The following is a 13,170-nucleotide window of genomic DNA, read 5'->3' as shown; positions in this document are numbered from 1 at the left end:
ACAATGTCACGCAAAGGTTGCGCACAGGTGAAGCGCGGCAGAGAAACTACCCGATCGGGTGGCAAACGGGGTCCGAAACGCCCGGACGCGGGGTCCGGGCGGGCGGGATGGCAGGCGCGGCGCGGGCCGGCTAGCTATGCAGCGACAGCACCGTCACCACGCCCAGATCACCGAACCCGTTGAACCGGGTGTTGGTGGCGGCGGAATAGGCCCCCATGCCGTGGAAGACAAGGTAATCCTCTTCCTCCAGATCGCCCGGCAGAGGCACCTCGCCCGGCAGCCGGTCGACGCTGTCGCAGGTCGGGCCGAAGACGATGCGCGCGACAGCCGCGCCCTGACGGTGGGTTCCGTCCGGGGCGATGGCCTCGGTCCGGTCGATGACGCCGATCATCGGCAGTTCCATCAGCGCGCCATAGACCCCGTCGTTGAGGAACACATGCGCGTCGTCGCGGATCGCCTTGACGCGGGCGGCCAGGGTGAAGGCCTCGGCACACAGGCCGCGGCCGGGTTCGCACACCAGCGCCGGGCGCTCGGCCCCGAAGGCCTCGGTCGCGGCCTCGTCGATGCGGGCGAAGATCGCCTCCAGCATCGGCTGGACCTCGGTCAGCCGGTGCGAGGGGAAGCCGCCGCCGACGTTCAGCCGGGCGATGGTCACGCCGGCTGCGCGGGCGATCTCGGCTGCGGTGTGGATATAGGTCTCCCACGCGGCGGGGTCGGTGCATTGGGTGCCGGGATGGAAGGTCAGCGACGGGATGAAGCCGGCGTTGGCGGCGGCTTTCAGCAGCTCGGTCGCCAGTTCCACCGTGGCGCCGAACTTGGCGCCGAAATTATAGGCCGCGCCCTGCACCGGCAGCTTGAAGCGCACCGAGATTTCGCAATTGTCCGCCGGCACCATCTCGATCAGCTTGGCCAGTTCGGAATGGCTGTCGACCGACCAGGATTTCACCCCCATCTCGACAGCGGCACGGATTTCCGAGCGCCCGCGGACCGGGTTGTTGTAGTGCAGCGCCGCCTGGGGCGCGAGGCGCCGGATCAGGGCGATCTCGGCGGGCGAGGCGACGTCGAAGCCGCGAATGCCGGCGGTGGCGAGGTTGTGAATCACGATCTCGTCGGGGTTCGACTTGACCGCATAGGTCACGAGCCCCGGAAAGCCGTTCAGAAAGCGGCGCGCGGTGGCCTGCAAGATCCCCGGAGAGAAGAACATCACCGGGTTATTGGGTTGATTTGCCTTCAGGAATTCGGACGGATTGGTCCAGATCGTTTTCGAGAGCCCCATCGGCGTGTCCCTTTCGCTGCCAACAGAGCGCAAGCTACCCTGCCCTGGCATCACCAGTTCGGAGAAGCATGCGCATTCAACCAAACCAGGCCAGGTGCTGACGACTTGCCGCCCTTTGATCCTGAAAACGAGTGTTCCGCATATGAATGTTGTTTTCACCGATGAAAAGGGTTGAATTGTACGAAATCGTCGTCAAAATGACGAAAACCTTGGGCAGATTTCATGGACGACCTCGACGAGAAACTTCTGACCGCGCTGGTGTCGGATTCGAGCACCTCGACCTCGCGCCTGGCGCGGCGATTCAAGGTGGCGCGGTCGACCGTGCAGGCCCGGATCGAGCGGCTGGAGCGCGGGGGGGTGATTGCCGGTTACACGGTGAAGCTGGGCAATGTGGTGCTGGCACGGCGGATTCGCGCCACCGTGCTGTTGCAGGTCGAACCGCGTTCGACGCCGCAGATCCTGCAACGGCTGAAGGCCATGCCGGAGGTTGAGATCGTGCATACCACGACCGGGCGGTTCGACCTGATCGTGCAGATCGCGGCCGAGACGACCCAGGCGCTCGATGTGGTGCTTGATCAGCTTGGCGCGATCACCGGGGTGCGGTCTTCCGAAAGCCTGATCCAGCTGTCGACCAAGATCGACCGGGCGGTCTAGGGCTGATCCGGGGCGGCGAAGACGCGCGCGGCACCCGCCGTCAGCCCCCCCTCGGCCCGGTCAAAACGCAGATAGGCGATCCCCTGGCCACCCGACTGGGTATAGAGCGTGCCGGCGGTCTTGCCCGACTCGGTCACGATCTCGGTGCCGACCGGGGCCGCGCCCTCGACGCGCACGCGGCGCAGTCCCTTGCGCAGTTCGGTCTTGTGCTTCATCCGCGCGGTGACCTCCTGGCCCACATAGCAGCCCTTGCGGAAATCGACGCCGTGGAGGCGCTCGAACCCGGCCTCCAGCAGGAAGGTGTCATCGGGGATCAGTTCGACCCCGGTCTCTGGGATGCAATGGGCGACGCGGATCGCGTCCCAGTCGATCGCGGCGGCGGCGTCCGGCCCGGCAGCGGCGTCCGGCCCGGCGCCAGACGCGCCGTAGCTGCGCCAGCCAAGCGCCGGGTGGCGCGGATCGGCAAAGGCGCCGGCGGGGGCCTCGCCCAGGCCGCGGCGGACCTGAAGATCGGTCTCATGGATCTGCACCTTGGCGCGCAGGCGGTACATGTTCAGCCGGCGCAGCAGCCCCTCGGCCAGGCTGGCATGGGTGTCAAGCAGCACGTCGCCGGCGTCGGGCACCAGGAAGAAATCGGCCAGATACTTGCCCTGCGGCGTCAGCAGCGCGGCATAGACCACGCCCTGATCGAGCCGGCCGACATCGTTCGAGACCAGGCCTTGCAGGAAGTCGCGGGTGTCCTCGCCGGTCAGGCGGAACAGGCGGCGGTCGGGGGCGCGTTCGCCGGGCATCTTGATCCTCTTTTCGGTCGTTCCCGGGGGATATAGCATGGGACAGGCGTTTCGACAGGGGGGTGTCCCCAAGGCCGCCATCCCCCGAGGCTATTCGAAACAGGACGAAGGTTCAGTCGCGGAACTGCAGCTGGTGCAGCCGGGCATAGGTGCCGCCCAGGGCGATGAGGTCCTCGTGGGTGCCTTGCTCGACCACACGGCCCTGATCGAGAACGACGATCTTGTCGGCGTCGCGCACGGTCGACAGGCGATGCGCGATGACCAGCGTGGTGCGGCCGTGCGACAGCGTGCCCAGCGCCTCGGCCACGAGTTTTTCGGATTGCGCGTCGAGGGCCGAGGTCGCCTCGTCCAGAAGCAGGATCGGCGCATCGCGCAGCAGCGCGCGGGCGATCGCCACGCGCTGGCGCTGGCCGCCCGACAAGGCCGAACCGCGCGGCCCCGCGGGCATGTCGGCGCCGCGCGGCATCGCGGCGACGAAATCGGCGGCATGGGCGGCGCCCAGGGCGGCGTCGAACTGCGCCGGGGTCACGCCCGCGCGCCCCATCAGCACGTTGTCGCGGATCGATTCGTCGAACAGCGCCGCATCCTGGCTGACCACCGAGAACAACCCGCGCAGCGCGGCAAGGTCGAGCGTGCGGATATCGCGCCCGCCGATGCGCACCGCGCCCGACTGCGGATCCACCAGCCGGGCAAGCAGCGCGAAGACCGTGGACTTGCCCGCGCCGGACGGCCCCACAAGCGCGGTGGTCTGACCCGGCTCGGCGGTGAAGGAAAGGCCGTTCAGCGCCGGGGTCTCGTCATAGGCGAAGGTGACGTTGTCGATCTCGATGCGCAGGGTGTCGGGCAGCGGCGCGGGATTGGCCGGGGTCACGATCGTGGCGGGGCGGTCGAACAGCGCGCGCAGACGTTCGAGGCTGGCACGCGCCATCTGCCAGGCGCCCGAAACCGCGCCGATGCGGCGCAGGGGTTCGAAGATCAGCGCCATGGCGGTGAAGAAGGACATGAATTCGCCCACCGTCTTTTCCCCGCCGATGATCTGGAAGCCGCCGTAGACCAGCACCCCGGCAAAGCCGATCGCCGCCACCACGTCCATCATCGCCGGGATCCCGGCAGATCCGGTATCGGCCCGCACCTGGGCGCCGACGAAACGATCCAGTTCCTTGCGGTAGCGCGCGGCCTCGCGGGCCTCGGTGCCGCTTAGCTGGATCGTGGTCAGGCCGTGGAAGATCTCGTCCAGCCGGGTCGCCAGATCCGCCGCGCTGGCGCGGGCGGCGCGCGAGGTGTGGCGCACCAGGCGTTGCAGCGCCAGGATCGGCAGGATCAGCAGCGGCGTGCCCGCCACCGCCACCAGCGTCCAGCGCCAATCGACCGAAATCGCCACCGCGAACAGCGACACCAGCGCCACCACGTCGCGCCCGACCGCTGCCAGCACCGAGGTCCACAGGTTGCGCAGCGTGGTGGTATCGCCGCGCACGCGTTCGATCAGCGCGCCGGGCGGATGGGTCTGGTGGAAGCGCTGATCGAGCGTCATCAGATGCGCCAGCAGGTCCGACTGGATCGCGGCGATGAACCGCTCTCCCGCGATCGCCATCAACGCCCGCTGCCCCACGCCCGACAGCGCGCGCACCACGAACACCCCCGATACCGCCGCCGCCACCCAATAGACCGCGCCGGCCGATCCACCGACGAAGACCCGGTCGAACATCGGCTTCACCAGATAGGACAGCGCCCCCATCATCGAGCCCTCGACCGCCATCAGCACCAGCGCCGCCAGCAAAAGCCAGCGGTAGGGGCGCATGTAGCTGCGCCAAAGCCAGGCGATCATCGCCGCGCCGGTCATCTGGGATCCCAGTTGCCCGCGCGCCATTGAGCGAAGGAGCGCGTCACCTCTTCGGGGTCGTATCCGGTGCGGATCCAATCCATCAGCGTGATCCCCGTGCGTCTGTGTTCGCGCGCATAATAGCGCAGGAAATGATCCAGCACCCCGGTCTTCGACCGCTTCAGATGCGCGAACTTCAGGCCAAGCTGTTTCTGAGCAACCTCGACGGGCGCGCCCTCGATCATCATCTGGTAGAGCGCGGCGGCGAAACCCGCCCGGTCGGCGCCCGATTTGCAATGCATCACGAAGGGGCGCGGGATCGTGCGGAAGGCCTGTTCCAGCTCAATCAGCCGTTCTGGCGGCACCAGATCGCGGGCCGAAAGCGGCAGGTTGACCATCTCGATCCCGGCCTCGCGGGCGGCGGCGCTTTCGAACAGGTAGAACGGCAGCCGCCCCTCGCCGCGCAGATTAAGGATCGCGCGGATCCCCATCGCGCGGTAGCGCGCCACGCGTTTCGCGTCGGGCTGGTTCGAACGCCAGACGCCTTCGGCCACCGGATAGAGGTTGGTCCAGAACGTGCGCAGGAAGCCATGGTCGAGCAGCAGGAACTGCCAGCGCGCCCGGCGGCGGACCACGGGATCGGCCAGGTTCGTGAAGTCGGTGCTGTTGAGGCTGTTTTCGATCGCCTTCAGCCGCTGTTGCATCGCCTTGAACATCCGCACTCCGCATCCGGCCCCCGGGCGCGCGAGGCGACCCGTCGCGCGGGGTCTAGCGGCTAAGCCGAAGCCTGGCAAGCAATGCCACCGCGACGCGCGCATCCGGCCCGGATCGCCAGGTCCGTTTCGGCCGGTGCCCGGGCGGGGCCGGACACGCCGATGAAGGCGCCCAGCCCCGGGGGCGCGGGATCGGTCGGCTGCTGGCCCGACCTGCCCCTGATGTGGGCAGATCATGCGCGCACCCCGCCCGGGGGCGCGATTGCGGTGCGCGCCCGGGGCGTCGCGCATTGACGCCCCCTGCGCCCCGGACTACGGAAATCAAAAGCCTTGCGGAGTTTCCCGATGTCCCTTGCCCATGGCCGCCCCTATCTTGCCATTCCCGGCCCGTCGACCATGCCCGACCGGGTGCTGCGCGCGATGCACCGCGCCGCGCCCAACATCTATGCCGGCGAATTGCCCGGCATGATGCCCAGGCTGACCGCCGATCTGAAGGCCGTCGCGGGCACCCGCCACAACGTGGCGATCTACATCGCCAATGGGCACGGCACCTGGGAAGCCGCGAACTGCAACCTGTTCTCGCGCGGCGACCGCGCGCTGGTGCTGGTCACCGGCCGCTTCGGCGAAGGCTGGGCCGACAGCGCCCGGCGCCTGGGGGTCGCGGTCGAGACACTGGATTTCGGCAAGCGCTCGCCGGTCGATTGCGCGCGGCTGGCCGAGGCGCTGGAAGCCGACCCCGACCACCGCATCAAGGCGGTGATGGTCACCCATATCGACACCGCCAGTTCGGTGCGCAACGACATCGCGGCGGTGCGGGCCACGCTGGACGCGGCGGGCCATCCGGCGTTGCTGGCGGTGGATACGATCGCCTCCTTGGGGTGCGAGGAATATCACATGGACGCCTGGGGCGTCGACGTGACCGTGGGCGCCAGCCAGAAAGGCCTGATGACGCCGCCGGGCCTGGGCTTTCTGTGGTTCTCCGAAAAGGCCCGCGCGGCCTGCGAGGGCGCGGACCTGCGCACGCCCTACTGGGACTGGACCGAACGCGCGGCGCCCGAGGAATTCTACCAGTATTTCGGCGGCACGGCGCCGACCCATCACCTCTACGGTCTGCGCGAGGCGCTCGACATGATCGCCGAGGAAGGGTTGCAGGCCATCTGGGCCCGCCACGACACCCTGGCCCGCGCGGTCTGGGCGGCCTTCGAGGCCTGGGGCCGCGATGTGCCCGATATCGCGCTGAACATCGCCGACCCGGCCCATCGCGGCCGATCCGTCACAGCGGCCCGGCTGGGCGCGCCCCATGCCACGGCGCTGCGCGACTGGACCGAGACCGAGGCCGGCGTGACCCTGGGCATCGGGCTGGGCATGGCCGCGCCGGGCGATCCGGCCTATCACGGCTTCCTGCGCGTGGCCCATATGGGCCATGTGAACGCCCATATGACCCTGGGCGCCATCGCGGTGATGGAGGCCGGCCTGCGCGCCCTGCAGATCCCCCATTCCCCCGGCGGGATCGAGGCCGCGACGGCGGTGATCGCGGGACGCTGAAGGCGTCCCTCCGCACCGGCCCCGCACCGGCCCCGCGCCGGTCCTTCCCGGATTCTAGGGCTGCACCATCAGCTGCAGCCCGCCGATATCCAGCGCCTGCACCCGGGCCGGAGACAGCGAGGTCTTGCCGGCCAGCACCGCCTCGATCACCGCCACGGAGGACGGCGCCTTGGCCCCGGGCAGCAATTGCCGCGCGCCGTTCACCCGCATCAGCGCCCCGCCCTCGCTGCGGTGGGCAAAGCCGTCGATGCGCAGCCGCCCGGCATTGTCGCGCGTCAGCAACAGCGCTTCCTGCCCGGGACTGTCGGGCAGGAAATCGCCGACCAGCAGCACGCAGCCGGGCTGCCCCGAAGGCAGAGTACGGGTACAGGCCTCGGCCCAAAGCTTCAGCTGCCAGACGCTGCGGGTGGACAGGATCTGGGCCTTCAGGTTTGCGCCCTCTCCCTTCGGGCGCACCGCCAGATCGCGGGTCAGCCGGGCGCGCAGATCGGCGATGTCGGCAGGCACCTTGGCCCCCGGCCCCAGCCGCCCGGCATCGAGATCGGCGAAACGTTCGGCCAATGCCTTCTGCTCCGGGCGGGCGGCGATCGCGCGCAGGGTTGCCAGCGCCTCGGTCCCGGCATGTCCCAGCCGGGTCTTGAGGTAGTATAGATCCACCGCGCCCGGCGGGGTGGCCGCGCGTTGGTAGCGCGCGACGCGGTTCGCCGCGGTGATCGCATCGGCGTTGAACAGCGGCGTCAGCCACAGGCCCGCGACCGCGATCACCACCAGCGCCAGCACCCGGTTGTCGCGCCGGATCCGCGCCCCCCAACGCCCGCGCCGCAGCACCGACACCGCATAGCTCAGCCCGTAAAGCAGCAACAGGCCCGCGCCCGTCAGCCCGCCGATCCGCGGTGGTGTCAGCCCGTGCTCGGCCACCCTCAGCCAGATCGCCCAGCCGCCCAGCAAGGCCAGCGCCGGCAGCATCAGCGCCAGAAGCTGGATCGAAAACTGCATCGGCTTGCTGCGGACCGCCTCGTCGTCGTCGCGGTCCAGCGCCGCCGTCACCAGCGTCGCCGCCGCCACCGCCATCGCCAGCAGCGTCCCCGCCACCGATATCTGCCCGAAAAGGTTGCTCAGCCCCTGAAACGGCAGCGCCGCCAGGAATACCGCGACCACGAGGGTCACCACCGGCATGATCACCCGCAAGAGTCGCAAGATCAGGAAGGGCGAGACATAATCGGAAAGCTCGTCAACCACCGAAAGCCCGATCCCCAGCGACAGGCCGGTCAGCACATAGGCCAGCCAGTCGGTGCTGATCAGGTGGCTCAGCAGCGTGATCCCAACCAGCAAGAACAGCTGATCCGACAGGAACAATACCGCCCAGACCACCGCAACGAACAGCCAGGCCGAGGCATAGCGCACGACGATCGACCAGGATTGGGTGAAAAGCGCCGGATAGTCGTGCCAGCCCGCCCCGGGCAGCCCTGCGGCGATCAGGAAGGGCAACGGCAGGGTCGAAAGCAGCACCACCGCCAGCAGCGTCTCGGTCGAGGCGAACAGGTCGCGCGGATCGGCGAAGCGAAAGCTTGCCCACCACACCAGGCTGGCCACGACCGCCGCCAGCGCCAGCGACGACAGTGCCGCGCGGGCCAGCCGCAAAGGCCCGACCGATATCAGGAACGCGCCGAAGAACACCCCGAAGAACAGCGCCAGAAACAGGTGCAGGCGCGGCGCCAACTGCCCCTGGGCATAGACGTCGAACAACAGCCAGGCCGAAACCCCGCACAGCGCCCCCGCCAATCCCAGCACCACACGCAGCCGCGGGCCAAGCACGTTCTCTTCCGACACGGCGATCCTCATGTCTGCATCGCCGCCACATTAGCGGGGCGCGACCGCCCGCGCCAGCCGCTGCGCCCCCGGTGCGGCGCGATGCCCGCGCCGCCGGCAGCGCGGCGCCTAGAAGTCGGTGGGCGCCCCGCCCTCTTCCTTGCGTCGGATCACGAATTCCTCCAGCGCGCCGCGCGCGGCATCGTCCATCGGCGGCGGGGCAAAGTCGGCCAGGATCGCCTTGTAGATCCGGTGCGCGCGCTCCTGCGTCCAGACGGCGCCGTCCGCCACCCAGGCCTCGTAATTGCGCCAGTCGCTGGCGAAGGGAGCATAGAAGGCGGTGGCATAGCGCTGCTGGGTATGTTCGCAGCCGAAGTAATGCCCCACCGAACCGACCTCGCGGATCGCGTCCAGCGCGATGGCGTCATCCGATGTGTCGGTGATGGCGGGTTCGAAATAGCGCTGGATCATCTGCAACAACTCGCAATCCATCACGAATTTCTCGGGGCTGGCGATCAGCCCGCCCTCCAGCCACCCCGCCGCGTGATAGACGAAGTTCGTCCCGGAAGTGACTGCAGCCCATAGGGAATTTGAGGTTTCCCACATCGCCTGGCCATCCGGCACATTGGCCGCGCAGACACCCGATGAACGCATCGGCAACTTGTAGCGCCGCGCCAATTGCCCGGTCATCTGGGTTGCGCGGATGTATTCCGGCGTCCCGAAGGCGGGCGCGCCGGACTTCATGTCGACATTTGACGTGAAAGTCCCGATTCCGACCGGGCACCCGGGCCGAATATATTGCAAAAGTGCAATCGCGCTCAGCCCCTCGGCGAGGCTGAGCGCCACCGCGCCGGCCATCGTCACCGGCGCCATCGCCCCGGCCAGGGTGAACGGCGTGACCAGAACCGGCTGATTTCGCCGCGCCAGACGCATCGCGCCATCGAGCATCGGGTAATCATGCTTCAGCGGCGAGACCGAGTTGATGTTGGTGTACATCCGCGGCCTGGCCTCGAACGCGTCATGGCTGAGCCCGCCGGCAAGGCGCGTCATCTCCATCACGTCCTCGACCCGCTCGGCGCCCAGGGAATAGGCGTGGACCACCTTGTCGGTGGTGATCAGTTTTTCGCGCAGGCAGTCGAGATGGCGCACCGAAGGGTGGATGTCGATAGGTTCCACCGGATAACCCCCGGCGACGTGGATGCAGTTGAAATACTGGGTGAGCTTGATGAATTCCTGGAAGGTGGCGAAATCGCCGGGGCGCTTGCCGCGCACCATGTCCCAGGCGTTGGGCGGAGACGAGACATTGACGAAGACCATGTGCCTGCCGCCCACCACGATCTCGCGCCCCGGGTTGCGCGGGGTGATGGTGAAGCTTTCGGGCGCGTGGCCCAGCATCTCGGTCACGAAATCCTCGTCCATGCGGACGTTGGTGCCCGCGACGCGGCAGCCCGCCCGGCGCAGGATCTCGACGGCCTCGGGGTTCAGGAATTCGATCCCGATCTCTTGCAGGATCCGCATCGCGCCGCGGTGGATCGCCTCGACGCCCGCGTCGTCCAGCGGCTCGACCGGGCGGTCGGGGTTGAGCGGGATGCGCCAGGGCATCTGCTCGATCGCCGCATGTCCCGCGCGGGTCTGATGTCCGGCCCGTCCGCCCGACCGGCGGCGCCGCGTTGCCGTTTCGCTCATGCGTTTTCTCCTGTGCTTCGGCACAGGAAACCATGGGCGCGGTGGGCAATCTTTTCCTTTGCGACGGATTTCGTCGCTTTCAGACTTTCGCGCGATCGGCGGGCTGGGAATCCAGCCAGCGCGGCAGATGGCCGATATCGGGCAGCACGGCCTCGGCCAGCGGCGCCAGTTCCTCGGCGCCGGCAAGGCCGGTCAGCACGGCGACGGTGCGCATCCCCGCGGCGCGGCCGGCGATCAGGTCGTGCAGGCTGTCGCCCACCATCAGTACCTGAGCAGGATCAAGGCCGAAGCGGTCGGCAAAGGCCAGCAGCATTCCGGGGCTCGGCTTACCGCCATGGCCGGAATCGAAACCCGCAATGAAATCGAAATAGGCCGTGATGCCGGCCGTTTCCAGATGCGCCTGCGCCGCGACCTCGCTGTCGTTCGTGGCCACGCCCAGGCGCAGGCCGCGGGCGCGCAGCCCGGTCAGCAGCGGCGCCAGCGGCAGCGCCTCGACCTGCGGCGCGTCGGCCGCGATCACGTTCATGCGCGCCACCAGGCTGGCCGGCGTCTGCCCGGGCAGATGCGGCAGCAGAGCCGCGGCGACCTCTTCGGGCGTATGGGCGATGACGATGGAATCGGGGCTGAACCGCCCCTCTGCCAGATCATAGCCCAATACCGTCGCCAGCCGCCCGGCCCGCAGGCTGTCGCCCCGCGCCAGTTCCAGCAGCAGGCCTTCGGTCCAATCGCGCCACGTCGCGTTGAAATCGAACAAGGTGCCATCCTTGTCGAACAGAATGCCCGTGATCATGGTGTCCTCCCGGCTGGCCAGACGCGGCCCGACCGCCTTTAGCATCGCCCGGCGCGGCGGCCAATGCAACGCCCGCGCAATTGACAGTTTGCGGCGGATCGGGAACAGAGGGCCGATGACAGAAGGTTACCGGCTTCATCAATCGCTGCTCTATCAACTGACGCTGACCTCGCGATTGCAGGAACGCCGGCTGGACGAGGGCCTGCGCCAACACGGGCTGACGCGCCTTACCTGGTGCGTTCTGCTGGCGCTGCATGTCGAGCGGCTGACCCGGCCTTCCGAGATCGCGGAATTCATCGGCATCGACCGAACGGCGATCTCTCGCGCGTTGCGGCAGATGGAGGCCGCGGGCTGGATCGCACGCTCGGGGGGTACCACCGACCGGCGCACGACCCGCGTCGAGACCACCCCCGAGGGCGCCGCGCTGTGTGAACGCGCCACCCCGGTGGCCGAGGAAAACGCCCGCCATTTCCTGTCGAAACTGCCCGAGGGCGGAGCCCGCGCCCTGCAGGAACTGATGGCCCGTCTGCGCGAAGGCGAAGCGCGCAACCTGCCGCGGTTCTGAGGCCAGAAAGCGAAGACCAGGGCGCAAAACAGAGGGCGGGTGGCCCCCTCGCCGCGCAAAGCACCTGCCGGCGCCGGGCCTTTCGCCGGGCGGCAAAGCGCCTATACTGCGTCGCGACAACCCCCGAGGCAGCGAATGGCAGCGACGAACGACACCGCCCCGGGCGCGGCCCAGGCGCCCCGCCCCTTCAACATCCTGATCATCGCCCAGGCCGGTCGCCTTCAATATGAGGCGCTGCTGTTCGCGGCCTCGCTGCGCGCAACCAACCCCGATTTCGCGGGCCAGCTGTTCATCGCAGAACCGCAGCCGGGCCCGCTTTGGCCCAAGGATCCGCGCATCGGTGATCCGCAGGTCCGCGAGATGCTGGAAAGCCTCGGCGCCAGCTTCCTGCCGTTTGATAGCCGCCATTTCGGCGCCGATTACCCCTATGGCAACAAGATCGAGGCGCTGACCGCCCTGCCCCCGGACGCGCCCTTCGTCTTCTTCGACACCGACACGCTGATCACCGGCGATCTGAGCACGCTGGGCTTCGATTTCGACCGCCCCGCGGCCTCGATGCGGCGCGAAGGCACCTGGCCCGAGATCGAGCTTTACGGGCCGGGCTACAGCGCCACTTGGAAATCGCTTTACGACAAGTTCGGGCTGGATTTCGCACCGACGCTGGATCTTGACCAGCCCGACGAATACTGGGGCCGCTACCTTTATTTCAACGCAGGCTGGTTCTTTCATCGCGACCCGCAGGCCTTTGGCCGGCGCTTTCTGGACTATGCGTTGGCGATCCGCGACGACGGGCCCGAGGAAATCGTCTGCCAGTCGCTTGATCCCTGGCTCGATCAGGTGGCGTTGCCGCTGGTGATCCATTCCCTCGGCGGCGGGCGACCGGGGCCGAGCCTGGCAGGGCTCGACGGTGATGTCACCTGCCACTACCGGCTGTTGCCGCTGCTTTACGCACGCGAAAGCGACCGGGTGGTCGAGGTGCTGGAAGAGATCGCCGCCCCGAACCCGATGAAGAAGCTGCTGCGCGGCTCGGAGGCGGTGCGCAAGCTGGTCTATCAGGGCAAGGGCGCCCGCATCCGCGCCCTGTTCGACCGCGACGCGCTGCCCCGGCGCGAGCAGATGATCCGCAACGCGATCAAACGCGAAAACCTCTGGCTGCGCTAAAGCGGTTCCGCCCCCAGATCCCCGCGCCAATGGGCAAGACGCTCCTTCAGAAGCCGCGCCCGCGTCATCGCGCCAAGCTCGGGGTCCAGCGTCTCGAGCACCTCAAAAACAAAGCCCTCACCCCCCGCCGCCCGCCAGGTCCGGGCCAGGGCCGGCACCCGGCAACTGCCAGTGCGCAGGGTGAAGCGCAGCCGGTTCTCGGCCGCGTCCAGGGTCGGCGTCGCGCCCACCCAGACCACGCCATCCGGCGCACGGAAGGCATAGACCCCCGCCGCGACCTTCTTCTCCTTCCACGCCGCCGCCGCGGCCTTGCGATCCACCGACATCTCTTGCCTCTTGCGAATATTACCCGGGCGATATA

12 protein-coding genes are annotated in these 13,170 nt (G+C 68.3%); 4 read left to right on the top strand and 8 right to left on the bottom strand.

The features are described from left to right. Positions 1–130: 130 nt before the first annotated feature. Positions 131–1,276 carry a type III PLP-dependent enzyme gene (locus tag BLV97_RS14045; protein ID WP_035837523.1) on the bottom strand — a complete coding sequence of 382 codons (1,146 nt, stop codon included), beginning with the start codon at positions 1,274–1,276 and terminating at the stop codon, positions 131–133. 222 nt (positions 1,277–1,498) lie between these two features. Here BLV97_RS14045 and BLV97_RS14040 point away from each other — a divergent pair, with 222 nt between their 5' ends. Further along, on the top strand, positions 1,499–1,930 hold the full coding sequence (locus tag BLV97_RS14040) for an Lrp/AsnC family transcriptional regulator (RefSeq protein WP_035837521.1): 432 nt from the start codon (positions 1,499–1,501) through the stop codon (positions 1,928–1,930). Here BLV97_RS14040 and ygfZ read toward each other — a convergent pair. From ygfZ to BLV97_RS14025, 3 genes are all read right to left on the bottom strand, one after another. Next, on the bottom strand, positions 1,927–2,721 hold the full coding sequence (gene ygfZ, locus BLV97_RS14035) for a CAF17-like 4Fe-4S cluster assembly/insertion protein YgfZ (RefSeq protein WP_035837519.1): 795 nt from the start codon (positions 2,719–2,721) through the stop codon (positions 1,927–1,929). The two genes, BLV97_RS14040 and ygfZ, sit on opposite strands and share 4 nt — an antisense overlap. A 112-nt stretch (positions 2,722–2,833) precedes the next feature. Continuing rightward, the gene (locus BLV97_RS14030; protein WP_035837558.1) at positions 2,834–4,561 is read right to left on the bottom strand and encodes an ABC transporter ATP-binding protein; all 1,728 of its coding nucleotides are present in this window, start codon (positions 4,559–4,561) and stop codon (positions 2,834–2,836) included. After that, complete coding sequence (locus BLV97_RS14025; protein WP_035837516.1) at positions 4,558–5,256, bottom strand: fused DSP-PTPase phosphatase/NAD kinase-like protein; 699 nt, start codon at positions 5,254–5,256, stop codon at positions 4,558–4,560. The genes BLV97_RS14030 and BLV97_RS14025 overlap by 4 nt, the downstream gene beginning before the upstream one ends. 342 nt (positions 5,257–5,598) lie before the next feature. Between BLV97_RS14025 and BLV97_RS14020 the strand changes: the two genes are divergently transcribed. Then, positions 5,599–6,798 (top strand): pyridoxal-phosphate-dependent aminotransferase family protein, encoded by a 1,200-nt coding sequence (locus BLV97_RS14020; protein ID WP_035837514.1) that lies wholly within the window; start codon positions 5,599–5,601, stop codon positions 6,796–6,798. A gap of 54 nt (positions 6,799–6,852) precedes the next feature. Here BLV97_RS14020 and BLV97_RS14015 read toward each other — a convergent pair whose 3' ends face one another. The 3 genes from BLV97_RS14015 to BLV97_RS14005 form a co-directional block, all read right to left on the bottom strand. After that, entirely contained in the window at positions 6,853–8,640 is a 1,788-nt protein-coding gene (locus BLV97_RS14015) for a DUF4153 domain-containing protein (RefSeq protein WP_051645791.1), read from the bottom strand. Positions 8,641–8,736: 96 nt separating this feature from the next. Beyond that, positions 8,737–10,293 (bottom strand): trimethylamine methyltransferase family protein, encoded by a 1,557-nt coding sequence (locus BLV97_RS14010; protein WP_035837512.1) that lies wholly within the window; start codon positions 10,291–10,293, stop codon positions 8,737–8,739. Positions 10,294–10,372: 79 nt separating this feature from the next. Continuing rightward, positions 10,373–11,083: an HAD family hydrolase gene (locus BLV97_RS14005; RefSeq protein WP_035837554.1), complete on the bottom strand. Its 711-nt coding sequence runs from the start codon at positions 11,081–11,083 to the stop codon at positions 10,373–10,375. 115 nt (positions 11,084–11,198) lie between these two features. Here BLV97_RS14005 and BLV97_RS14000 point away from each other — a divergent pair, with 115 nt between their 5' ends. Together BLV97_RS14000 and BLV97_RS13995 are read left to right on the top strand one after the other, a co-directional pair. Continuing rightward, complete coding sequence (locus BLV97_RS14000; RefSeq protein WP_035837510.1) at positions 11,199–11,648, top strand: MarR family winged helix-turn-helix transcriptional regulator; 450 nt, start codon at positions 11,199–11,201, stop codon at positions 11,646–11,648. 135 nt (positions 11,649–11,783) lie between these two features. Then, positions 11,784–12,809, top strand: a complete 1,026-nt coding sequence (locus BLV97_RS13995) for a hypothetical protein (RefSeq protein ID WP_092164111.1) — start codon at positions 11,784–11,786, stop codon at positions 12,807–12,809. On the opposite strand, the gene BLV97_RS13990 is transcribed toward BLV97_RS13995, so the two are convergent. Beyond that, positions 12,806–13,135, bottom strand: coding sequence for a GIY-YIG nuclease family protein (locus BLV97_RS13990; RefSeq protein WP_035837493.1), 330 nt, complete (start codon positions 13,133–13,135; stop codon positions 12,806–12,808). The two genes, BLV97_RS13995 and BLV97_RS13990, sit on opposite strands and share 4 nt — an antisense overlap. Between the last annotated feature and the right edge of the window lie 35 nt (positions 13,136–13,170).

The organism is Allgaiera indica, assembly GCF_900106675.1.
GTDB lineage: Bacteria > Pseudomonadota > Alphaproteobacteria > Rhodobacterales > Rhodobacteraceae > Acidimangrovimonas > Acidimangrovimonas indica.
Note: the sequence above shows the minus strand (reverse complement) of the source record. Positions and strands in the feature narration are given on the sequence as shown.